Source organism: Runella sp. (assembly GCF_027484545.1).
GTDB lineage: Bacteria > Bacteroidota > Bacteroidia > Cytophagales > Spirosomataceae > Runella.
In genome coordinates this window covers 1-25,614 of the sequence record NZ_JAIXST010000277.1, presented here as the reverse complement: position 1 = coordinate 25,614, position 25,614 = coordinate 1, and the positions used below count along the sequence as shown (strand labels likewise).

24 protein-coding genes are annotated in these 25,614 nt (G+C 42.4%); 15 read left to right on the top strand and 9 right to left on the bottom strand.

Going from position 1 to position 25,614, the window contains the following annotated elements; genetic code table 11:
- Window positions 1-11: 11 nt before the first annotated feature.
- Genes Q0081_RS25050 through Q0081_RS25040 form a run of 3 tightly spaced genes read left to right on the top strand, consistent with a single transcriptional unit; the run spans window position 12 to window position 1,580 of the window.
- On the top strand, window positions 12-227 hold the full coding sequence (locus tag Q0081_RS25050) for a type II toxin-antitoxin system HicB family antitoxin (RefSeq protein WP_298360192.1): 216 nt from the start codon (window positions 12-14) through the stop codon (window positions 225-227).
- The gene (locus Q0081_RS25045; RefSeq protein WP_298360190.1) at window positions 227-415 is read left to right on the top strand and encodes a type II toxin-antitoxin system HicA family toxin; all 189 of its coding nucleotides are present in this window, start codon (window positions 227-229) and stop codon (window positions 413-415) included. Before Q0081_RS25050 ends, Q0081_RS25045 begins: the two co-directional genes overlap by 1 nt.
- Window positions 416-422: 7 nt before the next feature.
- The gene (locus Q0081_RS25040; RefSeq protein ID WP_298360188.1) at window positions 423-1,580 is read left to right on the top strand and encodes a lycopene cyclase family protein; all 1,158 of its coding nucleotides are present in this window, start codon (window positions 423-425) and stop codon (window positions 1,578-1,580) included.
- Here Q0081_RS25040 and Q0081_RS25035 read toward each other — a convergent pair.
- From Q0081_RS25035 to Q0081_RS25025, 3 genes are read right to left on the bottom strand one after another with little or no spacing between them, the layout of a single operon-like run.
- Window positions 1,577-2,290, bottom strand: a complete 714-nt coding sequence (locus Q0081_RS25035) for a glucosamine-6-phosphate deaminase (protein ID WP_298360186.1) — start codon at window positions 2,288-2,290, stop codon at window positions 1,577-1,579. The genes Q0081_RS25040 and Q0081_RS25035 overlap by 4 nt on opposite strands.
- A complete protein-coding gene (locus Q0081_RS25030) occupies window positions 2,287-3,015 on the bottom strand; it encodes a hypothetical protein (protein WP_298360184.1) in 729 nt (242 codons plus the stop codon). Before Q0081_RS25030 ends, Q0081_RS25035 begins: the two co-directional genes overlap by 4 nt.
- A gap of 30 nt (window positions 3,016-3,045) precedes the next feature.
- Window positions 3,046-4,206, bottom strand: a complete 1,161-nt coding sequence (locus tag Q0081_RS25025; RefSeq protein ID WP_298360182.1) for an acyltransferase family protein — start codon at window positions 4,204-4,206, stop codon at window positions 3,046-3,048.
- A 228-nt stretch (window positions 4,207-4,434) separates the two neighbouring features.
- On the opposite strand from Q0081_RS25025, the gene Q0081_RS25020 reads away from it, so the two are divergent.
- Complete coding sequence (locus Q0081_RS25020) at window positions 4,435-6,954, top strand: heavy metal translocating P-type ATPase metal-binding domain-containing protein (RefSeq protein WP_298360180.1); 2,520 nt, start codon at window positions 4,435-4,437, stop codon at window positions 6,952-6,954.
- 6 nt (window positions 6,955-6,960) lie between these two features.
- Here the strand turns inward: Q0081_RS25020 and Q0081_RS25015 are convergent, their stop codons facing one another.
- Window positions 6,961-7,722, bottom strand: coding sequence for a hypothetical protein (locus tag Q0081_RS25015; RefSeq protein WP_298360178.1), 762 nt, complete (start codon window positions 7,720-7,722; stop codon window positions 6,961-6,963).
- A 249-nt stretch (window positions 7,723-7,971) separates the two neighbouring features.
- On the opposite strand from Q0081_RS25015, the gene ccoS reads away from it, so the two are divergent.
- The 7 genes from ccoS (at window position 7,972) to Q0081_RS24980 (ending at window position 15,043) form a co-directional block, all read left to right on the top strand.
- The gene (gene ccoS / locus Q0081_RS25010) at window positions 7,972-8,118 is read left to right on the top strand and encodes a cbb3-type cytochrome oxidase assembly protein CcoS (protein ID WP_298360176.1); all 147 of its coding nucleotides are present in this window, start codon (window positions 7,972-7,974) and stop codon (window positions 8,116-8,118) included.
- A 36-nt stretch (window positions 8,119-8,154) separates the two neighbouring features.
- Window positions 8,155-10,299 (top strand): cytochrome-c oxidase, cbb3-type subunit I, encoded by a 2,145-nt coding sequence (gene ccoN / locus Q0081_RS25005; protein ID WP_298360174.1) that lies wholly within the window; start codon window positions 8,155-8,157, stop codon window positions 10,297-10,299.
- Between the two features lie 4 nt (window positions 10,300-10,303).
- The gene (locus Q0081_RS25000; RefSeq protein ID WP_298360172.1) at window positions 10,304-11,362 is read left to right on the top strand and encodes a cbb3-type cytochrome c oxidase N-terminal domain-containing protein; all 1,059 of its coding nucleotides are present in this window, start codon (window positions 10,304-10,306) and stop codon (window positions 11,360-11,362) included.
- 94 nt (window positions 11,363-11,456) lie between these two features.
- Complete coding sequence (ccoG, locus tag Q0081_RS24995) at window positions 11,457-12,869, top strand: cytochrome c oxidase accessory protein CcoG (RefSeq protein ID WP_298360170.1); 1,413 nt, start codon at window positions 11,457-11,459, stop codon at window positions 12,867-12,869.
- A gap of 11 nt (window positions 12,870-12,880) precedes the next feature.
- Window positions 12,881-13,315, top strand: coding sequence for a FixH family protein (locus Q0081_RS24990; protein WP_298360168.1), 435 nt, complete (start codon window positions 12,881-12,883; stop codon window positions 13,313-13,315).
- 176 nt (window positions 13,316-13,491) lie between these two features.
- Window positions 13,492-14,193 (top strand): sulfite exporter TauE/SafE family protein, encoded by a 702-nt coding sequence (locus Q0081_RS24985; RefSeq protein WP_298360166.1) that lies wholly within the window; start codon window positions 13,492-13,494, stop codon window positions 14,191-14,193.
- A 484-nt stretch (window positions 14,194-14,677) separates the two neighbouring features.
- Entirely contained in the window at window positions 14,678-15,043 is a 366-nt protein-coding gene (locus tag Q0081_RS24980; protein ID WP_298360164.1) for a hypothetical protein, read from the top strand.
- Window positions 15,044-15,050: 7 nt separating this feature from the next.
- Here the strand turns inward: Q0081_RS24980 and Q0081_RS24975 are convergent, their stop codons facing one another.
- Window positions 15,051-17,525, bottom strand: a complete 2,475-nt coding sequence (locus tag Q0081_RS24975; RefSeq protein ID WP_298360162.1) for a WG repeat-containing protein — start codon at window positions 17,523-17,525, stop codon at window positions 15,051-15,053.
- Window positions 17,526-17,617: 92 nt separating this feature from the next.
- On the opposite strand from Q0081_RS24975, the gene Q0081_RS24970 reads away from it, so the two are divergent.
- On the top strand, window positions 17,618-17,815 hold the full coding sequence (locus Q0081_RS24970) for a hypothetical protein (RefSeq protein ID WP_298360160.1): 198 nt from the start codon (window positions 17,618-17,620) through the stop codon (window positions 17,813-17,815).
- A 177-nt stretch (window positions 17,816-17,992) separates the two neighbouring features.
- On the opposite strand, the gene Q0081_RS24965 is transcribed toward Q0081_RS24970, so the two are convergent.
- The 4 genes from Q0081_RS24965 to Q0081_RS24950 form a co-directional block, all read right to left on the bottom strand.
- Window positions 17,993-18,961 (bottom strand): hypothetical protein, encoded by a 969-nt coding sequence (locus Q0081_RS24965; RefSeq protein ID WP_298360158.1) that lies wholly within the window; start codon window positions 18,959-18,961, stop codon window positions 17,993-17,995.
- Between the two features lie 8 nt (window positions 18,962-18,969).
- Entirely contained in the window at window positions 18,970-20,151 is a 1,182-nt protein-coding gene (locus Q0081_RS24960; RefSeq protein WP_298360156.1) for a phospholipase D-like domain-containing protein, read from the bottom strand.
- Window positions 20,148-20,930 (bottom strand): hypothetical protein, encoded by a 783-nt coding sequence (locus Q0081_RS24955; RefSeq protein WP_298360154.1) that lies wholly within the window; start codon window positions 20,928-20,930, stop codon window positions 20,148-20,150. Before Q0081_RS24955 ends, Q0081_RS24960 begins: the two co-directional genes overlap by 4 nt.
- A 140-nt stretch (window positions 20,931-21,070) precedes the next feature.
- Window positions 21,071-21,442 (bottom strand): helix-turn-helix domain-containing protein, encoded by a 372-nt coding sequence (locus Q0081_RS24950; RefSeq protein WP_298360152.1) that lies wholly within the window; start codon window positions 21,440-21,442, stop codon window positions 21,071-21,073.
- A gap of 165 nt (window positions 21,443-21,607) precedes the next feature.
- Between Q0081_RS24950 and hemN the strand changes: the two genes are divergently transcribed.
- The 3 genes from hemN to Q0081_RS24935 are packed head-to-tail and all read left to right on the top strand — an operon-like array spanning window position 21,608 to window position 25,313.
- Complete coding sequence (gene hemN / locus Q0081_RS24945) at window positions 21,608-22,969, top strand: oxygen-independent coproporphyrinogen III oxidase (protein ID WP_298360150.1); 1,362 nt, start codon at window positions 21,608-21,610, stop codon at window positions 22,967-22,969.
- Window positions 22,970-23,009: 40 nt separating this feature from the next.
- Window positions 23,010-24,251, top strand: a complete 1,242-nt coding sequence (locus Q0081_RS24940; protein ID WP_298360148.1) for a PAS domain-containing sensor histidine kinase — start codon at window positions 23,010-23,012, stop codon at window positions 24,249-24,251.
- A gap of 3 nt (window positions 24,252-24,254) precedes the next feature.
- On the top strand, window positions 24,255-25,313 hold the full coding sequence (locus tag Q0081_RS24935) for a response regulator (RefSeq protein WP_298360146.1): 1,059 nt from the start codon (window positions 24,255-24,257) through the stop codon (window positions 25,311-25,313).
- The last annotated feature ends 301 nt before the right edge of the window (window positions 25,314-25,614 follow it).

Here is a 25,614-nt window from a genome sequence, read left to right as displayed (position 1 = left end):
TTGTAATCAATATGAAACTAACCGCAGTAATCGAAAAAGCCGAAGAAGGAGGCTGGGTAGGCCAATTTGAAGAATTTCCTGCCGTGATTGAACAGGGAGAAACTATTGAGGAACTTAAAATCAATATGATTGCGGCCTTGGATTTCTATTTAGACACTCAAAAATGGCTTTTTGAGCAACAATTAGGCGAGCGACAAGTTCGAAAAGAAATCGTGGAAGTAGCCTGATGAAACGAATACAACTTATCAAACATTTGAAGGCTCATGGATGCATGCTGCTGAGAGAGGGAGGCGACCATACCATTTTCTATAATCCGGCAAATGGACACCAAGCCCCAATCGGTCGTCACCAAGAATTGAAAAATATACTCTGCAAAAAAGTTTGTAAACAACTCGGTATTCCTGAAATCGGGTAGCAGTTCCATGCAAAAATACGATTACATCATAGCGGGTGGCGGGCTGGCCGGATTGAGTTTGGCCTATTATATGAACCAGACTGTTCTGCGCGAAAAATCCATTCTGATTATTGACCAAGACACCAAGACCAAGAATGACCGGACTTGGTGTTTTTGGGAAAAAGACAACCAAAACCCTTTTGATGCCATTGTTCACCGAAAATGGAACAAAGTCTATTTTCACGGCACTAATTTCTCGGATGCGCTTGATTTGGGAGACTATTCCTATAAATGGCTAAAAGGAATAGACTTCTACAATTTTGTTAAACTCGACCTTCTCACCAATCCCAACATCAAGTTTGTCAATGAACGTATCGAACGTCTGAAAGACACACCCATCGGCGGCTTTGTCATCACGACCGAAAATCAGTATTTAGGCAGCTATGTGTTTGACAGCATCAAGCCGCTTAAATTAGACTTGGAAGATTGTCATAACATGCTTCAGCACTTTAAGGGTTGGGAAATCGTAACTGACAAACCGGTCTTTGACACCACTTGCCCGACCATGATGGACTATCGCGTAGAACAACGCGGTACAGGCGTGCGATTCATGTATGTATTGCCCGAAAGCACTACCCGCGCTATGGTGGAGTACACCGTTTTTTCAGACAAACTCCTCTCTCCTACCGAATACGACGCTGAACTGCACAAGTATCTAAAAAGGTTTCTAAAAATTGAGAATTTCACGATTGAGCACGAAGAGTTTGGCGTCATTCCAATGACCGATGAGCCGACACCCAATCACGCTGGAGAACATATTGTGAGGATAGGAACATCGGGTGGTTATGTTAAAGCCTCGACAGGTTATGCTTTTCAGCGAACGCAACGATTTACGCAACAATTAGTGAAGGATTTAGTGACGTTAGGCAAACCATCTCTGCCCAAAAAGAATTTCAAAAAACGTTTTAAAGACTGGTTAGACAGTACATTACTGAATGTTTTATTGAAAAACCGTGCTTTGGGCAAAGACGTTTTTACGGCACTTTACCAGAAAAATCCTACCCCGCGTTTGTTTGCATTTTTGGATGAAGACACCACAATTTTTGAAGACTTCCGAATTATGTCCACTGTACCCCTTTGGGCGTTCACGAAAGGGGCTTTGGATGCTTTACGCAAGCGATTTTAGGCAGGATTAGCGGATTCATCTACCCACAAATAGCTGTTTGAATGTAATTTCAAAGCCGAAGCGGGCAAACTTTCGCTGACAGGCTCTTCCAAAACTCGTTGAATAATTCCTTTTTTCTTTGCGCCATTGGCCAATACAATCGCCACTTTGGCTTCCAAAAAATGTTTTAATCCTACCGTAATTCCCTGAGTAAGCGGAGTTTCGGATTGAAAATACTTTTGCCCTATGGAGGCCGTTACTTCTTCCAACTCAGAGATATGGGCGTAGGTATCAAACGAAGTTCCGGGCTCGTTGAGTCCCAAATGACCGTTCATTCCAATCCCTACCATGATAATATCCAAGCCGCCTTTGCTCGCGATAAAATCATTGACGCGTTGGCATTCCGCTTCCAAATCGTTGGCTAAGCTATCAAAAAATGAAACGCGCTCAGGGCTGATACCTAACTGCGTGATGAGCGGTGCATCAATGTACGAGCGGCAACTGCCTGCATTATCAGGCGCTATACCCACCCATTCGTCCAAGGCAACAAACGTAACTTGGTCAAAATCGCCTGGTTTTGCATTGGCAACGATTTTCTGAAAAGTCAAAAGAGGGGTTTCACCCGAGGCAACACATATCGTAGCGGTAGGTTTTTGACGGACATAGTCCAAAATAAATTGAGATGCGTGCGCGGAGAGGGTTTCGTAATTAGAAAATACTTGGTAATTCATTCGGTCTGTTTTTGTATTTCGATTAATAATTCGTTTACGTGTTTGACAGAAAACAGCTTGATTCGACCTTTGCTATTGTGGTTGCCTGCTTCTTTGTACAAATCAAACAGCATAATAACTTCATTTTTTGAATTTTCGGAGCGCCGGGTATATTTTTTAATTTTGAAAGCACGGGCACGCTCCGAGTTAAGCATCACCGCTACCTGATATACCACTCCGGCAAATTGAATATTCAAATCAATCCCTTCAAAATAATCCTCTCTTAATGAATACCTTACGCGTTCAAACAATTTAGATTCCTGACAAAGTATAAAAAAATGAAAGTCTCGAATCAGGGAAGGATAGCTTCGCAGCATTCGCGCTTTTACGGATTCAGCCAAGTACTTTCTCGGGAGTCTTTTTCGCAAAAATTGAACGTATTGTTCGTCAACCACTTTAAAATGCTGTCCAAGATAGTAATTCCAAAATTCAACCTCATTGGGTAGACGGTTTTTGAAAAAAATAAACTTATAAAAACCCAGCGCAAACGGAGGCAGTTTGGCTTTTTCCACTGTAGGGTCTTTAGAAAGATTTTCGCCTGTATAGCAAAAATGCTTCACCTGTTCTTCAATTTCAGCGGCAGTCCAACTTTTTTTCCGAATGAGCGTAGCCGTATCATCTTCAAAAAGTACATCTATGGTCGTTTCGTCGTCGAATGGAAAATGTAAGTTGGTAGAGTAGGTCATCTAAGAAGCTTATTTCAAACCAAAGAATAATCACAGAATTTTTACTCGTTTGATAACAAACCAATGCAAACCTGCGCTCAGCCCCAACGACAATGTACTGATTACCAAAAAACCGCCCCAAACGCCCAAATTATACTTAAGCAGATAATACCCAATAGTGACAATAACAGTTTGATGCAGAATATAAAACGGATAAACGCCTTCATTGAGTTTTGCCAAAATGGGATGATTTCGATTCAAATACCGATACCCGTATCCCACCGTTGCCAAAACCGAAAACCACGTAAGACAGAAGGAATTAATATCCCAAACAACATCATACCAAGTTGCATCGTCCCAAGCGGGATAAATGAGCCGAACGCAAATATACAGACCATACAGAATGACTGTCGTAATGAGCGTCGCCCACCCGTAAATGCGTCGTTGGTCACTCATCACCTGCCATAACTTTGGGCGACTGACAAGTACGTACCCACCCCAAAACAACAAAATATTGAAAGCAAAATACGCCCAATCATCCACGAGCGCATGCGTTTCGTCGGGGTAGAACGGCTGCAAAATGACTTGACTAAGAGTAATTAGAAGTACATACCACAATGCCCCTCCTTTGCGCGTCGCAAACTTTTCCACCCTTTCCATAAAACGAGTTCCACCAGCAGATTTCATCCACTTAAACAGCGGAATACTAATCAATGAAAAGACGAATAAGTAGGCTACAAACCACAAGTGATGCCAGCTAAAACTGCCTTCCGGGTAAGGAACAAAGTTAAAAACGGTTTTGTAAAAATCGGCGTAGCCATTGAAATGAACGCCATTGAAAAGACGTTCGTAGTAAATCTGCGGAGGAACAATCACAAACATTCCGAACACCAATGGTACAAAAAGCCGCTTGACCCGCTCACCGGCGTAGCTTCCATACGTACGACGACTCAAGGCAAAATACGTACCTGCTCCCGAAACAAAAAACAGCAGAGGCATCCGCCAATAATGCAGCCAAATCATGACCCAACGCATCACTTCACTTTTTTCGACGCTTTTGATATGCCAGCCCCAAGGCACATAAATCATCCCTACGTGGTAATACAACAAAATAACAATGCAGATAACGCGTATCCAATCGAGGTCGTAACGGCGCAATGCCGAAGCTTGAGTTGAAGTACTTGGAGAAGAGGAAATTTCCTGTGTTTTCATGGTTGTCGTTTTTTATGCAAATCAACGGCAAATGATTCCAAGAGCGGTTATCTGCCGCGAAAATCGAAGTTCGCGCTTATCGGGAAGCAGAAAGGAAGGGTTAATACTGACAAATATCCCGCAAAAAACTGATTTTAGTCATAGCCTGACGGCGGTTAATGACGCACTTTTGGTAAAACCTTATAGGTTTATCATCAATATCTTTCGTCAAACCTATAAGGTTTAATTATGTCTCAATCCATTTCCCCAAGCGTCGAAGTGCAGTGCTACCACTGCGGAGCCGACTGTGAAGATACCATCGTGGTACACGACGACAAACCGTTTTGCTGCGAAGGCTGCAAATTGGTCTACGAATTACTGCAGGAAAATGAACTTTGCAGCTACTACGACTTCACTCAAAACCCGGGCGTATCGCCTGACAAAAGCTACTACGCCGGCAAATACGCTTATTTAGACCTTCCCGAAGTCCACGACCGCATTATTGAATTTACGGACGGTCGCCAAACCCATATCAATTGGTACCTGCCCCAAATGCATTGCAGTTCCTGCGTGTATTTGCTCGAAAATCTGCACCGACTGCACGAAGGAGTGATTTCGTCATTGGTTAATTTTCCCGAAAAGAAAGTACGGGTTGTACTCGACGAGCAAAAAATAAATCTCAGCAAACTTGCCGAACTGCTTACCTATATCGGCTATGAGCCTTACCTCAGTCTACAGGATGTAGAAGCCAACGAAGCGCCCAAGACCAACCGTACCCTTTTGTACAAAATCGGAATTTCAGGGTTTGCTTTTGGAAACGTGATGATGATGAGTTTCCCCGACTATTTTGGTTTGGGCGAGACGCAAAACGACCACCGCCTGCAATCCATGTTCAGCATTTTCAGCGTTCTGCTGGCTTTGCCCGTCTTCTTTTACGGAGCTTCTGGCTTTTTTGTATCAGCGTGGAAAGCCATTCGCAAACGCTACCTCAACATTGATGCGCCTATCGCTTTGGCCATTTTGGTGACGTTTGTTCGCAGTCTCTACGAAATTAGCACCCAAACGGGCGTTGGCTACTTGGATTCCATGACGGGGATTGTGTTTTTTATGTTGTTGGGGCGGTATTTTCAGGACAAAACGTACTCTGTTATCTCTTTTGACCGTGACTATAAATCGTACTTTCCGGTAGCAGTGACAAAATTAGGAGCGAGGAATCAGGAGGAAGAAGTCAGGAATGATGCCTTGGATAATTCAGAAATAGAAAATAAAGATGCCAACCACCGCTCACCAGTCACTGACCACCAGATTTTAGTGACTGATTTACAGCCGGGTGATTGCATTTTGATTCGAAACAAAGAATTGATTCCTGCCGACGTACGACTCATCAGCGAACGGGCGATGATTGATTACAGCTTTGTGTCGGGCGAGTCTATTCCCGTTGAAAAGACGCGAAATGAGCTCATTTATGCCGGAGGACGGCAAGTTGGAGGGGCGATTGAGGTAGAAGTTACCAAACGTGTATCACAAAGTTATTTGACGCAGCTTTGGAACAATGACTCTCTTTCCAAAAAGCAACAGGTCACTCAAAGTACGATGGTGAGCCAAATCAACCGCTATTTTACTTGGACACTATTAGGCTTAGGAATTTCAGGGTTGCTTTATTGGGGACTTATGGGAGACTTGCCCCGTGGTATCAACGCCATCACAACCATTCTGATTGTCGCCTGTCCATGTGCGTTATTGCTGTCTGATACATTCACCAACGGCAATATGTTGGGTATGTTTGGCAAGCATAAATTTTACCTGAAAAACGCACAAATCATCGAAAATCTTTCAAAGATTGATACGGTTGTATTTGACAAAACAGGCACCTTGACCTTGCCCGACGATGCTCAGATTCAGTTTATCGGAAAGCCGCTTTCACAAATGCAAAAACGGATTGTCAGAACATTGTGCGAGCAGTCGTCTCACCCATTGAGTCGATTGATAGCAAAATCGTTGAGTCATGTTCCTAAAGAGCAACTATTGAGTGATTTTAGGGAAATTGAAGGAAAAGGAATTGAAGCAAAATTGGGAGAAGATTGCCTCATCAGATTGGGCTCTGCACAATTTGCTTCGCCACTCATTGCCGGGATCCCCTCTGCCAAACAGGACGACAACACCAGTCACGTTTATTTTTATTTTGGAGACAGAGTTTTGGGTTATTTTGAGATTCAGAGTCAGTACCGCGACAATTTGCCCCAAACACTTACTGCACTGAAACAAAAGCACTACCAAACCTTCTTACTGTCAGGCGATAAACCAACGGATGTAGAAATGTTGGGCAATCTGTTTGGTTCCACATCGCAACTGCATTTTAATCAAAAACCCGACGACAAACTTCAGTTTATTCAAAAACTACAGGAACAGGGCCGTACCGTTTTGATGGTAGGCGACGGTCTAAATGATGCCGGGGCGCTCCTAAAAAGCGACGTAGGTGTAGCAGTATCGGACAATATCAACAACTTCTCCCCTGCCTGCGACGGAGTTTTGCAGGGAAGTCAGCTTTCACAACTTCCTCAGTATGTGCGATTGGCGCAGTCGGGGCGGAGAATTGTAGTTCAGAGTTTTATCATCTCGTTGCTGTACAATATTGTCGGACTCAGCTTTGCTTTGACAGGGACGCTTTCCCCCGTTGTTGCGGCGATATTGATGCCTGCCAGTTCGATTTCAATTGTACTTTATACCACCATCTCAAGCCGAATCGCTTCCCATAAGTTATTGAAATAAGGCGATTTACCAGACTTTGATGGCAACAAGATTGATAAGTGCATTGACCACAAATGCAATTGCAAAGGAGACTACGATGGAGAACTCCTGCAGTAAATAAGCTTGCAGAAACAGAAAGGTAGTAAATCCCACCAAGCCAATCATAATTCCTCTCAGGACGATGATAGCGGCTTTACTTCCCTGCAAATAATGAGTAAACATGGCCAAAATCGAAGTAATGATGGGAAACGGTGTCAAAATACCGCTCCAAGCCGGCCCTAACAGTTTGGCAATACCCGTAATGAAAAGCACAAAAAGCGTAGCCACCAACATGCGGATAGGTATATCATATTTCAATCGCCTTGATAAGTGATTTACCTTTTCGGTTTCGTTTGGAACAGAAAAATACCGCAGTGCTACAATGATGGTTACCACAGCGATACCATAAATAAGTAATAAAGGAGGATGTAAAAAATCAAGTAGAAGTGCCGTTAAAATAAAACTCAGATAAGAAAGCAGCACCGAAACTCCCCATTGCCGACGTTTTGACAAAAGGGCATACGTGTAGCAAAAGCTTACCAGCGAAACAATACCCATTAAGATACCTGGAACCGCCTGAATACCAAAGTCTCGGCCTTGTTCGACAATAAAAAACACCAGAATAGGACCTGCTACCCAAGGCATACTGCCAATCACCCCACCGACTTTATTCCCCCATTTGCGACTTACCAGTGTAACAAAGCCAATCACCATTGGCATCATGGCCAATTTAAAAAGTAAAATATTCATCTTTCAAACCTTTGGCTATCCTCTCAATAAAAGAGGGGTTCTTTTATCAATAGTCACCTTTTGTTTTTAGTTCATTGATTGGCATTATTTTGACACAAAGCGTTGAATCCTCCCCCCAAACAACTGACTAAAGTCACTTTTCAACCCTGACTTCCCTCATCTTTCTACGTTCTCTCCAAATGTACTTTTGGGCTAAAGCAGTAGAGAAAATCCCCATTTTTGTTTCTCTGCCCCAAAATAACAACTCCTATGAGCGCACTTATTGTCCTTTTAAGTATTAGTCTGCTGGTAGCGGGCGGTTTTTTGATAGCCTTTATATGGTCGGTTCGCCAAGGTCAATACGACGACGACTGTACTCCTTCCATTCGTATTTTATTTGACGATAAAGAAAAATAGTTCATCTCCTCAATCATCTAACTCCTCAACTTTAGTATGGAACCAATTTCCAAAACTACCTCTGCCGTTGAAATGGAAGAGTTTGAGTACGACAATACCATCGTACGAAACTTCGCCATTGCTTCTATCGTGTTTGGGATAGTCGGAATGCTGGTGGGCGTAATCATCGCGTTTCAGTTAGCATTTCCAGCCCTAAACTTTGATATTCCTTACACTACCTTTGGTCGATTGCGCCCACTGCACACCAATGCGGTGATTTTTGCATTTGTGGGTAATGGCTTTTTTATGGGTCTTTATTATTCGGCTCCCCGTATTCTCAGAACCCCCATGTACAGTAAGTTACTCTCCAACATTAACTTTTGGGGCTGGCAATTGATCATCGTTGCCGCAGCTATTACACTTCCGTTGGGATTAACCACGGGAAAAGAATACGCTGAATTAGAGTGGCCTATCGACATTTCGATTGCTGTCGTTTGGGTAGCGGCCTTGATTAACCTCGTTATGACCATGGTTAACCGTCGCACACAGCATATCTACGCGGCTATTTGGTTCTTTTTGGCTTCTTTTGTTACGGTCGCTATGTTGCACGTAGTCAACAGCGTTGAGTTGCCGATTTCATTGACGAAAAGTTATTCGTGGTACGCAGGTGTTCAGGATGCGCTTGTTCAATGGTGGTATGGTCACAATGCAGTGGCATTTTTCTTAACTACTCCTTATTTGGGTTTGATGTATTACTACTTACCCAAAGCTGCCAATCGTCCTATTTATTCTTATCGCCTTTCCATCATTCACTTTTGGTCGTTGATCTTCCTGTATATCTGGGCGGGTCCGCACCACTTGCTTTATACTTCATTGCCCGACTGGGCACAATCACTCGGAACCGTATTTTCAATCATGCTGATTGCTCCGTCATGGGGTGGGATGATTAATGGTTTATTTACGCTCCGCGGTGCCTGGGACAAAGTACGTGAAGATATTGTGTTGAAATTTATGGTGGTAGCCGTTACCGCTTACGGTATGGCCACTTTTGAAGGCCCGATGCTTTCGCTTAAAAACGTTAACGCTATTGCTCACTATACCGACTGGATAGTAGCCCATGTACACGTAGGAGCTCTTGGTTGGAATGGTTTCATGACATTTGCGATTATGTATTGGTTGTTCCCACGTTTGTACGGAAAGCCATTATTCTCACAAAAATTGGCCAATTTCCACTTCTGGATTGGTACATTGGGGATTATCTTCTATGCTGTTCCAATGTATTGGGCAGGTTGGACACAATCTTCGATGTGGAAAGAATTTACCGAAGAGGGTTTCTTAAAATACCCTAACTTCCTTGAAACGGTTACTCAATTAGTTCCTTTCTATGTATTGCGTGGTGTTGGTGGTACATTGTTCTTGGTTGGATTCTTGGTAGGTACGTATAACTTAGCCATGACTGCTCTGAGTGGCAAATTGATCAGAAACGAAAAGGCACGGTCTGCTTCACTTAAATCCATTTGGCATCAACCTGCTAACGAGTTTTGGCACAGCCGTATTTTTGAACGTAAACCGGTACTTTTAACCGTTATCGCTTTAGTAGCAGTAATTATCGGAGGGGTAATTGAGTTGGTTCCTACGTTCATGGTAGAATCCAACGTACCTACCATCGAAAGCGTAAAACCCTATACTCCGCTCGAATTGCACGGTCGTGATATTTATGTACGCGAAGGCTGCTATACCTGTCACTCACAAATGATACGTCCGTTCCGCAGTGAAACCGAACGTTACGGAGAATATTCCAAAGCTGGTGAGTTTGTCTATGACCACCCGTTCCAGTGGGGTTCTAAACGTACTGGACCGGATTTGCACCGTGTAGGCGCTAAATACCCCGATTCGTGGCACTACAATCACATGGAAGATCCAACGAGTATGTCGCCGGGCTCGATTATGCCTAAATACTCATGGTTGCTGGAAGATGATCTGGACTTGAGTACCACACCGGCCAAAATCAGTGCGATGCAAACCTTAGGAGTTCCTTACGAAAAAGGATACGAAAACCTTGCCACCGCCGATGCTCAAAAACAAGCGGATCAAATTGTAGCCAACCTTAAAAAAGACGGTATCAAAGCCAAGTCAAGCACAGAAATCATCGCGTTGATCGCGTATTTACAACGTCTTGGTACTGACATCAAAAAACAATAAAAACATGAAATTCAGAAACTATCTCCAAACGATTGACGGAGTGGCTATCTATCCGCTCATTGGACTACTGATTTTTGCGGCCCTATTTGTAGGATTGGTTTGGTATCTTGTTCGCATGGACAAAAAAACCATTCAAAACATAAGCAATATCCCGCTCGAAGACGGCACGATTCGCCGCGGATTATCTACGGTACTGTTGCTTCTCATTTCTGCGGCTGCTTTTGCACAGGAAGAACCTAAGAAAGCCGGCAATCAAGAATTGGTCAACTACCTGATTATTTCGCTGTTGGGTTTGGTTATTATCGCCATCGTAGTCATATTGGTACAAGTGCTGATGCTGCTTCGTAAAATCTCCACTCCTCAAAAAGCCGAAGCTGAGTCCAAAGAAGATTTGCGCGGTGACTCTGCTCCGTTCCTTAGTGATCGTTGGTGGCAGCGTTGGACAGGTTTTGGTGTACAACTTCAAGACGAACAACGCATCTTAATCCAAGGTCACGACTACGACGGAATTCACGAACTCGATAACCGGATGCCGCCTTGGTTAGCCTTCTTATTTCAGGGAACAATTGCTTTTGCTTTGATTTATCTTCTTATCTACCACGTATTCGATGTTGGAGATTTGCCAATGGCCGAATTGGCTAAGGAAACGCAGATTGTAGATGCCAAGAAAGCGGCCTTTCTGGAAAAAGCCTCCGCTAAAATCAACGAAAACTCCGTTACGTTGCTGGCAGATGCCAAGGCTATTGAAGAAGGAAAAGCCATCTTTACCGCCAATTGTGTGGCTTGTCACGCTGCCGACGGTGGAGGAACCGTAGGTCCTAACCTCACCGACGAATATTGGTTGCACGGCGGTGGCATCAAAAATATCTTCAAAACCCTCAAATACGGTGTTCCTGAAAAAGGGATGATTTCGTGGGAAAAGCAATTGAATCCGCTCAAAATGCAACAAGTAGCCAGCTACGTCATCTCTTTGAAAGGTACAAAACCCGCAGTTCCTAAAGCTCCACAAGGAGAAATTTATAAAGAAGCTGCCGTTACAGATAGTACTATCGCTGCGAAATAACCCCATCCTTCGGACACCCCTTCTCCAAATTGGAGAAGGGGTGTCCGAAGGATGGGGTTGAGGCAAATTCGACACTCCCAACTACATTCTCAACATGCAACCCCTCGAAACACACCCCGATTTTGATGAATCATTCCGTGACAGTTTTGCCGGAGTAGATGACGCTACTGGGAAACGAAATTGGTTTTATCCGCAAAAACCGACCGGAAAATGGCATAACCGCCGCGTTTGGTTCACCATTTTTCAATTAACAATTATGTTTGGGTTACCCTTCCTGAAAGTGAACGGTCAACCTCTCTTCTTATTCAATATTTTAGAACGTAAATTTATCGTATTCGGACTCTTCATTGGCCCACAGGACTACTGGTTGTTTGGGTTAATGATGATTTCGTTTTTTGTCTTTATCGTACTGTTTACCACCGTTTTCGGTCGGGTGTGGTGCGGTTGGGCGTGCCCTCAAACGGTTTTTATGGAAATGGTTTTTCGTAAAATTGAGTACGTCATCGAAGGGGATTGGAAAGCGCAGCGGGCCCTCGAAAAAGCTCCTTGGACGAATGATAAAATCATAAAAAAGGCAGTCAAAGCAGTCGTTTTTTTAACGGTTTCCTTTATGATTGCCAACCTCCTGCTTAGTTATTTTGTAGGCGTTGACCGACTGTGGCGCATCGTAACCGAACCTATTTCGGAGCACTTGACCCTGTTTTTGGGAATTTGTGCTTTTACTGTCATTTTCTTTTTGAATTTTGCCTGGCTCCGCGACCAAGCCTGCACCGTAGTATGTCCGTATGGGCGTTTGCAAGGAGTTTTGTTAGATAAAAATTCGGTGGTGATTGCCTATGATTACAAACGTGGTGAACCGCGCGAAAAACTCCATAAAGGCACTGTAAGAACTGCGGGCGATTGCATCAGCTGTTTTCAGTGCGTCAATGTATGTCCTACAGGAATTGATATACGTAACGGCACCCAGATGGAGTGCGTCAACTGTACTGCCTGTATTGATGCCTGCGACAACATTATGGAGAAAGTGAATCTGCCTAAAGGACTGATTCGTTTTGATTCCGAAAACAACATTGCGAGCGGAAAAAGCAAACGCGTCACTACCCGTACCATTGCATACGCTGTTGTTTTGACGGCCCTTTGGGTAGGACTTGGCTATGCCCTCCTCACCCGCAGTGATACTGAAACCACACTGCTTCGGGTTCCAGGGTCTCGTTACATCGAAAATCCGGACGGTACCATCAGCAATTTATACACCTTTAAATTATTCAACAAAACCAACCATTATATCCAACCGGAAATGAAGTTATTGTTTCCTAAAGGTTCGTTGAAGTTTGCAGGTATTCCCAGCCTTACTTTAGACGGAGCAGGGATGGTAGAAGGTTCTGTGTTTATTACGATTCCGAAATCAGAACTCAAAAATCGGAGAACCGAAGTCACATTGGCGATTTATGCCAATCATGAAAAATTAGAGGAGTTCAAAACATCATTTATCGCACCGGAAGAATAAATTTTAATACTATGAAAATCTCTTGGGGTACGGGCATTGGGGCCGTTTATGGCCTGTTTGTACTGATGATACTTGCGTTAGTCGGCATGAGTATTATCCAAAAAATAGACTTAGTCACCGACGATTATTACGTTGAAGAAATTCAGTATCAGGGAAAAATTGACAAAATAAATAATGCGAAGCAGCTCACCACTCCCCTCAAATGGGAGGTAGCCGAAACCGGCATTTCCATACATTATCCTGCTGATATGAAAGGCATTAGCGGTCAAATTTACTTTTATTGCCCTTCCGACAACCGTAAAGATTTTAAATTGGACATCCAACCCGGCCAATCGGGAAGCCAATTTATCTCAACTCAAAAAATCTCCGCAGGCCGCTACCAACTCAAAATTGATTGGAAAGCCAACGGCGTAGGCTATTGGAACGAAGGAACTGTAAATATCTGAGTGTCAAATGCAGAGTGCAGAGTGTCTAGTAGAAATTAACTCAATATTCTAAACTTTACATTCGACGCTCTCTATTCGACACCGCACGGGCGACCCCGTCTGCATTTGAACCGCAGCGGCGGACCGCTCAACACTCTTAATTTGACATTCTGCACTTGACACTCGACACTTAAAAAATGTTTTATCTCGCTTTTTCCCTCGGTCTGATGAGTAGCCTGCACTGCGTTGGTATGTGTGGGCCTATTGCGTTGGCATTGCCGGTGCATCAGCGGTCGAAGTTTGGGAAATTGGCGGGAATTTTATTGTATAACATAGGTCGTGCTTTTACGTACGCATTTTTAGGTTTTTTGTTGGGATTCGTCGGCAATGCCCTCAATCTGGCGGGATTGCAACGCAGCCTTTCTATCGGAACGGGCGTGATTATGCTGGGCGCAGTCGCTTATTCTTCCCAATGGCTCGACCAATTAGCGCCTCCTTCTTTTCTTCAAAAAGGAGTTCAGACTGTTAAGAAAAAACTGGGAAGTTTACTCCACAATCGCAGTTTTTCGGCTCTGTTCATGTTAGGAATGCTCAATGGCCTTCTCCCTTGTGGTTTAGTCTATATGGCCCTCATCAGTTCCGTTGCTACGGGTAGTCCCGTGGAAGGAGCTTTGTTTATGGCTTTATTTGGAATGGGAACGTTGCCTGCCATGAGTGCCGTGGCGTTTGTCAAAAATTTATTTTCCGCCTCTCTTCGCAACCGCGCCCGCCGACTCATGCCGGTTTTTGTAGCCGCAGTGGCTGTATTGCTTATTTTACGCGGTTTGGAAGTAACGGGTTGGCCGCTGTTAGGTTTGGAAACGCGTGAGATTCCAGTTTGTCATGGGGTTGTTAAGTAGGTAAAAGGATAATTTATTTAAAAAAGTAATTAATACAGTGTTTAATTAGTTAGTTTATATTTTGCCCGCTGATTTACGCTGATGTTAAAAACCGCAGGTAGCCGCAGATTTTGGGTGATTAATTCTGTTAATGAGAGTTTCTGTGCCAATCTTCGCTGTATTTTAATCTGCGTTTGTCTGAGGGATAATACATATCACAATACTTTTAAAACAGTGTAATTAAAGTCATTTCACCAGTAATTATTTGCAGCTAAATTAATTGACAAATCACATTTTTACTCTTAAAAAGAGTATTTAACAAAATTACTCTTCTTGAGTATAAGGAATTATTTTTAAGCGAAGTATGACACAAAAAATTCTTGAATCATAAAAAATTTTAAGAGCTAAAAAAAGTTAAATACTATTTTAAAATTAAGAAGTATAAATACAAAACTGTATTTAGGATTTATAAAACTAAACTAAAAGAGCAAAACATTTAAATATTATGAATAAAATCAACAATTTTTTTGTAAAATACTATGAAGATATTTTACAAATTATACCTAATGAAAGCACATATTTACTAACCTTTACAAATAAAGGTTATAATCTATTTTATGGTCAATTTTGGATTAAGAATACACAACATCAAGGTTCATCTCCAATTTGCAAAATCAACTTAGAGGCAGGCTGTGTTAATCGAAATTTTGCTATTATTTACCCAATCTCTCCAGATATTTCCGAGGCAGATATTGACATAGAATATCTTAATAGCCAAGTAAATTTTAGAAAGCGAGTAAGTTTACAAGAGTTACTTAAGGGAGTCGAATTATGTGAAGGAATATTTTTAATAACCACTCTTGCGGAATAATTATTTATTATTCAAACTCTACAAATTCATTTCCATTATAATCAATGTAAAATTCATATTCCTTGCGCCTTACTTGAGCAATTCCATCTATAAATTCCTCACAATCATCATATAAAAAAGGGATGATTACTTTTTCTTCATCTTGAAACCTCTCAATATAACCGCATCTACCTTGAAGTTGCCTTGCCCAGTATCTCCTTTTTTCTTTTGAAATTTTAAAATGCTCTTCAATTTCTCCTTTTATATTAAAAATAAAACAATCATCTTCTCTTTCACCTCTAAATAAAGAATTAGGTAATCTGTCTAAATCTTCATAAATAGGAGATTTAACCATATTCCCATTTTTATCCATAAGACCATAAAAATAATCTTTTTTCACAATAGCAACTCCATCTATAAAGTTTCCTATCGAGTCTACCCAAAATGAATAACGATCTGGTTCTTTCCCATCTCTATTTATAATTCCCCATTTCCCATTTTTTTTGACTTTAAAATGATAAGATAATATTTTTTTCTCTTTATCAACAGAAAAACTATTATCCTCAGAATCTTCTTCCAAGATTTTTATCGACTCATACTTGAAAGATATTATTTCTTGCCCTTTAATATCTAATACGCCATAAAAAAAACCACTTTTCAGTATTACCAATTCCCCAATTATTACCGGTATATCTTCGTATAAAAATGGAACAATATCTTTATTTTTCTTGTCTATTACTCCCCATTTTCCATCTTTTTTAACCTTAGCCAAACCATTAGAAAAACTAAAGCTTGCTTCATACATAAATGGAATTATTATATTTTCTTCATCATCAATATATCCCCATAAATCTCCTTTTTTCACTTTAGCAATGTCTTCTGAAAAACAGAATGCTTCATCATAAACAAATGGAATAATAACATCTCCATTGTTGTTTATATACCCCCATTTTTTGTTAATTTTTGCAGGGGATATACCTTTTACAAATGAAACAATTTCATCATAAATTAAAGATATTATAAGTTTTCCAAATTGATTTACGTACCCTACTTTTCCATCTTTTTCAACATATGATATACCATTTTCAAAACTTTTTGCATATTCAAAAACCAATGGTATTACTATATCACCAAATATATTTACAAACCCATACTTTCCTAAATGATTCAATCTTTTATCAGCTTTGTAGGATATAAAACCGTCTAATCCTACCTTAGGATTTTCGTAGATTTTAACCATAGATAATCCTTCGCAGAAACTACTTATTTCATCATACAAAGGAGGTATTAGTTCTTGCCCATCAATATTTATCATCCCTATTTTCTTATCTTTTTTTACTATTGCCTTTCCGTTAAAAAAAGGCTCAATTTCATCATATACGGGTGCTACAATCTCCTGTCCATATTTATTTAGTATTCCTACCTTATTGCCAATTTTTACTCTTGATATATTTTCACTAAAAGAACCAACAAAGTCATATTCATAGGTGCAAGCGAACACAATTTCCTTACTGCGATTCGCAAACCCCCACTTTTTGGTACCATCTTTACTTACCAATAAAAAAGGAACAAGCCCTAACTCACTGTAATCATACAAAGGTTTTAAATAAATCTGAACTTCGGTCTCCTTTTTAGAGAATATAAGGGCATGCAAAAGGCCAATGAGTCGCTTTTGCGTTGTCCACGCTCTGCACTGTGTACGTATAGTATGGAAAATCGAACTTTCAGAGTTAGCAAAATCGTTCGCAGTCAAAATAAGATTGTCACCTTGGTAATAAGTTTCTAACCAATTGGGGTGTTCGGCCAATACGTGTAAACTCAGTGAGAGTACCAAGATAGGTACGTGGTCGATGTATTTGCCAAAATCACTAAGGCTGCGGCGCGGGTGTCTAAACGCGGGGCTGCCCAATTCCGTAGCTTCCTGTCCTGCCATGTCGGGCGTAAACATACCGTCGTAGTCCACTAATACCAATTCTCCACGGGGCGTTACCAAAATATTGTCGGGTTTGAGGTCGCCGTGGGCAAAGGGCTGCTCTAATAGCCATAGCGCCAAACGGTCAAAGGCTTCGGCTACTTTTCGCAGGGCGATACTGTCTCCTGCATCGCATCGGCTTTGGAGGTAGTTGTAGAGAGTATGGCCTTCTACCCAATCAAGCGTCACAACCTCAAATTCCCGCTGCTCGCTGAGAGCGGTTTCCACCCAAATCTCAGCGGGATGGTAGGTATAGCGCAGTAGGTAAGGACTGTAAGGCAGGGTATCCAAACACGCACTTATCTGCTCATAGCGTTGGCGGCGGAGGGGCTGCTCACGCACAAAACACTTCACCGCCACGGGGCGATTGGTGCGGGTATCGCGCATCTTAAACACTACCGCAAAGTTGCCCGAGCTAAAATGCAGGTCGCCCGTAGCATCGTATTCGGGGCGCAGGTGGGTGAGGCTACCAAAACTATGTTCGGCCAATCGGATGGCATCTTTGTATTCACCAATAGTAGGATACGGCATTTTTGTAAAATCGTTTCGGTTTTGTATCTTCGCATCACAGGCTTTGACCAAGAAACCTGCACTGCTTTTTTAAGTTCTAAACAGCATTACCAATGAAAACAAAAACAATCACCAAGCCTTATTTTCTCAAACTTCCCAAAACCTACGCTGCCGAAGAGATTATTGCGGCAGGAGGTACTTCTGCATTTGGTAAACAGACCGGCTATGACCCCAAGAAGTTTTACGACATCAAGGGAGAGGAGCTTTCGAACGAGGAAATCGAACAAGCCCTCAAAATGCTTTCAAAGTAATGAATTTGCTTTTTGATACCAATATTATTTCTAAAAGCTACAGCGATTGAGGCTACTGCCTCGCTTCTCGAACTCGTCACCACAGACGGTGACTTTGACCATCTACAAGATACCTTTCTACAGCTTCGTAAAATCACACCTGCGTTTTTTCAATCATAGGCCTACATTGTTGCGTATTTACTTGGTTCGTCCCATGGAGGTGGTGGTTCCAATTTGGAGAAAATACACCAACGCATTGATATTGGCGTTGAACGCCATGCCCGTGTAAGCTCCACGGAGGTCTTTTTGGGTGAGGCGGGCTATGTCAGTGTTGTACGATGCAGGCATTTCGCTCGACATTCGATACAGCAACTGTGCGTAATTATCCTCGGGCAAGTCGTCGGGATTCTGTGGAAAAAGCACGGGTGTATGTTCTGTATCGGAGAGGTGAACGTTGAACAGCAACACGTTTCCGTCGGCAGTATTCAAGGTTTTCATACGGCGAGCCGCTTGCAAGAGTTCGGTGTCGTCACCATCGGTTGCTTCACCATCGGTAATATTGATAACAATAGGCGGATAACAATCTTTGTCTTCCAAAGCCACAATCCACTGTTCAAGCCAATCTGCGGCCAAATCCAAGGCCGCTTTCATGGGCGTAAGTCCGCCCGACTGAGGCGTTATCCATTCACGTACAGGTTTTTGACTCACAATCATTCGCCCACGAATGGTTTGTTCTACGGTGGTCTGGGTCATGCTCAAATAATGGTCGCGCAGTTGAGACATCCCCACAAATGCTTCCCCATCCAAGGCTCCTTGCCAAGCGGAATAGGCGTCATCATCTTGATTTCCGTAGCCAATGATACCGATTTGAAAGTATTCACGCAATTCACCTTCGCGGTTGCAGCGATTGAGGATTTCGTCCAATAACGAATTGAGCGTCAACGCCACCGCTTGAGCTTTGGTGGTGGTTTGTCCCTGAAAAACGATTTCGACATCCATCGATCCCGATTGGTCAATCAAAAACAACATAGCCGAAGGCGTTTTGCGCGTAATGTAGGCAGTATAAGGCTTTGACTTAGGTACGACTTGGCTCATTGCCGCTTGCAAAAGCTGCTGTACAGCCGTTCGTTCAGCGGGTAAAAGTTGGGATTTGATGAGATTCGGCATGAATCGTATTAGCTTACTTTGAGTTGCTTTTCTAAGTTTTTGATGTCTTGTTGCAATCGAATGCGCAAGTCGGAAAAGTGCTTTTCAAAATTACCTATTTGTTCGTACACTACCACAATTTCATCCGTTTCAAGCAACCCGATTTCACGTAATAAGTCTTCGCGTCGGAGGAGCAGTCGGGCATGGATTTGCTGCCAATCATCGCTGCTTTTGGAACTGTCCCAATCAATACCAAAAGCTGTACCCTCTTTCAAAGATTGCCAAATTTCGGTCACTTTGGCGAGGTCGCGGCGTTGGTAGGCAGCGATTAATTCAGTGGCTATCGTTTGGGCTTTTTGTTGCTTGGCGGGGTCGTGCATAAACTTGTCGGGGTGCCCCAATATAATCGCCTCACGGTACATTTTTTTGAGCTTCCTCTCAGTATCTTCTTCCAATTTAACTACTTCTTCGACCTGCGAGAGTTGAGTAGTTACGCGCTCATAGTCAACACGATAGCCTTCATATCTTTGTTTATCTTGGTTTTTGGCGGTCAACTCAGCCTCTCGCCTCGCCCATTCGGTTTTGAGCGAAAGATGCCGAAGCAACAAATCTCCGAGAGCCGACTTCAACTGATAATAGTATTGCTCAATAACGGTTTCATAATCAGACTTTTGTTGTTGTAAATACCCTATTTCGGCTTCTAAAAGTTGGATAGCCAACCGCCACTCTTGTGACTTATTTATCAGCTCTTTCTGCGGATTCGTGGTTATTTTTGGGCCAAACTCCTCTAAAAGTTGACTGAATTCCTCCAAAAAGAGTTGGGCCAAATTGGGGTCATCTTCCACAATCGACAGGTTTTCTTTGTTATAGATGGCACCACAGTAAGTCCAATTATAGGAACCCCACAAAACCTTTTTTCGGTCAATCACGCAAAATTTATGGTGCATTTTGCCCCCCGTCACTACATCAGCCCAAATGATTTGGATGCCGTGCTGCTGTAAGGTTTGATAATCAATCCGTGATTGATGGTTAATTTCGTCGTTTTCCACTATCAACGAGACCTTTACCCCTTTTTGCGCAGCCTCCACCAGTACTTCCGCAATAGTTTGATCCGTAAACCACGCGATAGCCGCGCGAATCTCATCAGTAGCCAACGATAAATGTTGTACTAACTTGGGGCGTATGTTAGTAAAAAGTACCTGTATATTCATGCCAACGAATGGATAATGAGTGTCATGTCATCAATCCCCAACATTTTTTGCGATTGTAATTTTTCGACATATTCCCGAAAACCATTTTCTGAGGTCAAGGCTGATTTTAAAGGTTGAAGCACATCCTTTTCAAAAGATTGTAAAGGCAAACGTGCTATGTTTTCCCACAAACCGCCCAAACGGGAAGGTAATTGGCAAACTTCTCTAAATTGTCGTTGGTCGTCGGAGTTGGATGACGACTGCAAGAATGTTCCCCAGAAATACTGCGCAAGGGTATCGGAAGCAAGCCAAATTTCAGCTTGTTTGGGCAAATCAATAAGTCGAAACCCAACTTCAAGAGCAGGTTCGCGCCAATTAATCAAATAGGGAGATTCATTGAATTCAAGTGGACTGGCAAGAGAAGCTGAAAGTTTGTCATGTTTTGAATCATACACAAAAAGTACACTGTCGCCATAAACCGCCGCTTTATGATATTGAGGCCAAACCGCTATTAAGGTCGAAGCAGACCCCTCGTCAATAAATTTGGCAGCCCAATTGGTGTTTTGGCTTTGGGCTTGATATAAGTCGAAAAACTGCTCCCAGATGTTATCCAACCATTTTTCAAATGCACTAAAATCATTCCAAGGTTCAGAAGGCAGATGTTCACATAAATAAGATGCCCATTCACCTGCATAGACACCCATACCGCCCGCACCGTCGGCGAGTGCGATTACATTTTCATCTATCCGAAAACGGTCTTCGGGTAGTTCAGAAAGGGTTTTAGAAATAGATTGGTGCATTTGAGAATAGTATGGGCTACAAACATAAAAAATATACGTTTGAAACACACCAAATTCTAATAATCCTAAAGATATTAGGTTTGGAAGTAGATGAAATTTCTATCTGCCATGGGGCTGTTAAATAACACACCGGTTAGATTTTACTGATTCACACTCATCTGCCAATTAAATCGCTCAAATGCTTTTTGTATTTCCTCAATAATGAATGCTCGCAAGGCGTCGGGAGTAGGAGATGCTGCTCCCGCTACCAGTTGTATTCCCAATACACGCTCTATTTCCCAAAGAGTTTCTGTTGTAAAATTGTGCGTTCCGCTCAACCAACGACTAATTTCAGCGGGTTTTTTACCCATTAAAAAAGCAAACTCCTGATTTGTAAGCCCTTTGGTGTGCATACCTTCATAGATCCTTGCAGCCAATCCCATTCTTTTAAGGGTATTGGCATGATGTTCAGGAGAAATTCTTTTTTGTATTTTCTCCAACTTTTCCATATAAATTTCGTCCGTATTATTCATCTGTTCCTAATGTTAAATCAGTACTCTTTTCATTCGGCTTCACAAGAATAATCTTTTTGATTCACTTCAATTACACTCAGTACTTGATATTTTTATCCACTGCCTGACAAATGTCATATTTTGCTTTTTCAATACCGTGCATTTTTGGTAAAATACCTATTTACCATGAATACGCATCTCCTCCAAAAATACAACGTACCGGGTCCTCGATATACCAGTTACCCAACCGTACCTTACTGGGACAAGACTGAACTTGCCGAATCCCGTTGGAAGGATTTAGTCAAAGATACATTTGAGGTGAGCAACGCTACTGAAGGCATCAGCCTTTATTTGCATCTGCCTTTTTGCGAAAGTTTGTGTACGTATTGTGGCTGCAACACCCGTATTACGGTTAACCACAAAGTCGAGCAGCCCTATATTACTGCTTTGCTCAAAGAATGGCAACTCTACGTTGATTTTTTGCCCGCGCGTCCTCAAATTCGGGAAATTCACTTAGGAGGCGGGACACCTACTTTTTTCAGTCCCGATAATTTACGTACGTTAATTAATGGCCTGTTTGAGAAAGCAGACATTCACCCACAGCACGAATTTGGATTTGAGGCGCATCCTGCCAGTACGACTGATGAACACCTTCAAACTTTATATGACTTAGGTTTTAAACGAATCAGCATTGGCGTTCAGGATTTTAACCCGATTATTCTTGAACTCATCAATCGCCCGCAAACTTACCATCAGGTAAAACACGTCACCGAAAAAGCCCGAGAAATCGGTTATACTTCGGTCAATTTTGATTTAGTATATGGGTTACCACAACAGCGAGTTTGCGGTATGACTCAGACCATTGGGGAAGTAATTCAACTGCGCCCCGACCGCATTGCCTTGTACAGCTACGCACACGTACCTTGGATCAAACCGGGTCAGCGTAAATTTACGGAAGCCGACCTACCCGATGCCGCAAAAAAATTAGCCATCTACGAAGCTTGCTGCGGAGCACTCGAATTGGCCGGCTATACTGACATCGGTATGGATCATTTTTCGCTCAAAACCGACTCCCTTTACGAAGCATTGGAGCAAAAGAAACTTCACCGCAATTTCATGGGCTATACCACCACCCAAACCCGCCTGTTGATCGGCTTGGGTGTATCGGCCATCAGCGATTGTTGGTGGGGATATGCACAGAACGAAAAAACAGTCGAAAAATACTATGAGCGACTGAAAAACAATGAGTTGCCAACATTCAGAGGTCACATATTGACTCGTTCTGACTTGATACTGCGTCGTCATATCCTGCAATTGATGTGTCACTTTGAAACCGGTTGGTTTGATACTAAAGAGCAATGCCAGGAACTGTACGAAGCACTTTCCCGGCTGGAAGAACCCGAGAAAGATGGACTGGTCCTGATAGAGCCTTATCATTTAAAAGTTACTCCCAAAGGAAGGGCTTTTATACGCAATATTAGTATGGCTTTTGATGCTCGTCTTTGGGATGATGTACCCCAAACTGCCATTTTCAGTCAAACATTTTAAAATAAATTTTGGAAAAATCACCGTAACCTCCGTATTTGGTATGTTAGAAGTTTTTATTCAGCAAACCCAAGCGATGAGAAGACACGTCGAAATGTTAGATGCACTTTTTAAAAGTGCGACGGAGGGAATTATTGTCGTGGATTCATGGGGAATTATCCAATTGGCTAACCCTAAGGCGCAAGAACTATTCAGATACGAAGATGGCGAATTGGTAGGCAAAAAAATTGAACTGCTGATTCCTCAACGCTACGCGCACAAGCACGTAGACCATCGAATGAATTATGCGCAACACCCCAAGGCCCGGAGCATGGGAGGCAATTTGGACCTCTATGCCAAACGTAAAGATAACACCGAGTTTCCTGTCGAAATCAGTTTGAGTCCCTGTTCCACCAGCGATGGTGACTACGTGGTGAGCTTTATTATTGATATTTCTCCCCGTAAAAAACAAGCAGAAGCGTTGCTCGAAGCTCACCGTCAAATCCAACTCCTTAATACGGATTTGGAAGAGCGCGTACAGCTTCGTACCCGCGAACTGGCGCAGGCACTCGAAGAAATCGAGCAATCGAAACAGGAAGTGATGCGTGCGCTCGAAAAAGAGCGTCAGCTCAACGACATGAAGACCAAATTTGTGACCATTGCCTCGCACGAATTTCGTACGCCTTTGGCCACTATTTTATCTTCAGCCTCTTTGATTGGACGCTATATAAATGCCGATGAAGATGAGAAACGTCAAAAACACGTTCAGCGCATTAAGTCAACAGTCAATAATCTTACCGAAATTCTAAACGACTTTTTGTCACTTGGCAAACTTGAAGAAGGGCAGATTCGTAACGTTCCCGTTGTATTCAACCTTTCTGAATTTTGTCAGGAATTAGTGGAAGAAATGCGTTCGGTTTGCAAAGAGAATCAACAAATACAGTATATCCACGAAGGCAATGTGGACGTATGCATAGACCGACATCTGCTCAAAAATGTGCTGATTAATTTGTTGTCTAACGCTACAAAGTATTCAGAAGCAGGTAAAAACATCTTTTTACGTACTTACAAAAAGGAAAACAGTATTGAATTTGAAGTACAGGATCAGGGAATCGGTATTCCTGAACAGGATCAATCGTACGTGTTTGATCGTTTTTTCAGAGCGCATAATTCGGGAACGATTCAAGGCACGGGTTTGGGGCTTAACATTGTAATGAAGTATATTCAACTCATGCAGGGTGAAATTCGTTTGGAGAGTCAACTCAATAGAGGAACGACGGTGTATGTAGAAATCCCTAACTGTTAACAAATGAAAACCATTTTATTGATTGAAGATAATCCCGATATGAGGGATAACACCACTGAAATTCTTGAATTGGCACATTACAACGTGGTCACTGCAGAAAATGGTAAGAAAGGAATCAAACTGGCGCAGGAACAGCAGCCTGATCTCATCATTTGCGATATTATGATGCCCGAATTAGATGGCTATGGCGTACTTCACTTACTCAGCAAAGAATCTGAAACAGCCAGTATTCCCTTTATCTTTCTGACTGCCAAAGCCGAAAAAAACGATTACCGAAAAGGCATGACGCTGGGGGCCGACGATTACCTCACCAAGCCTTATGACGATGTCGAACTTTTGAGCGCCGTTGAAACGCGTCTTCGCAAAAACGACCTTCTAAAAAGTGAATATTCTCGCACCGAAGATGGCTTAAATCAATTTTTGAACGAAGTCAAATCCTTTGAATCGCTCAAAAAACTTTCTGAAAACAAGAAAACGAAAGTCTATAAAAAACGGGAAACCATCTACTCGAAAGGCAGCTACCCCAACGCGGTTTATTTCTTAAAAAGCGGAAAAATCAAAAATTCTAAAGCCAACGAATTTGGCAAAGAATATATCGTTGAACTTCACAAACCGGGCGATTTTTTTGGTTATTTGGATTTACTGGAAAATACCCCCTACCAAGAGTCGGCGGTGGCTTTGCAGGACAGCGAAATTGTCATTATTCCCAAAGATGAGTTCAACAGCTTGCTTTATAACAACCGAGATGTAGCTACTAAATTCATCAAAATGCTTTCTAACGAAGTAAGAGAACGAGAAGAAAGATTGTTGAAATTGGCTTACAACTCCGTACGCAAACGCGTAGCCGAAGCGCTTATCATGCTCGCCAATCGGTATCAGGAAGACAAATCAAAGCCTTTTGCCATTGCCATCACGCGCGAAGACCTCGCCAGCATTGTAGGCACGGCTACTGAAACTGTCATTCGTACGCTTTCTGATTTCAAAGATGAACACCTCATCGAAATGAAAGGCAGTCTTATTACGGTGTTGGACTATGAAAAACTGGCAAGGATGAGGAATTAAATAGTTCTTCGTTTGTCAATCGTCAGTCGGTTTAGGCAGCCCCGACTGACGATTTTCTTTTTTCAACACCTCAGCCTCCAATACTGAAATTTTCCACTCAAAGTATTAAAAATGGGAAACCATAGCTTTACTGATGCTGCGCTTTGACCAAGCCGCGCAAAAAGGCGATTTCGTCTTGTAAAAGGACTATTTTTCGCTCGTAAAGTTCGCGCTCTTTGTCGGTCAAGCCGTGGTTGATTACAAAACCTGCCTGCCCTCCACTTTGATTTTCATTCACCTTATGAATGACATTGCCACTATC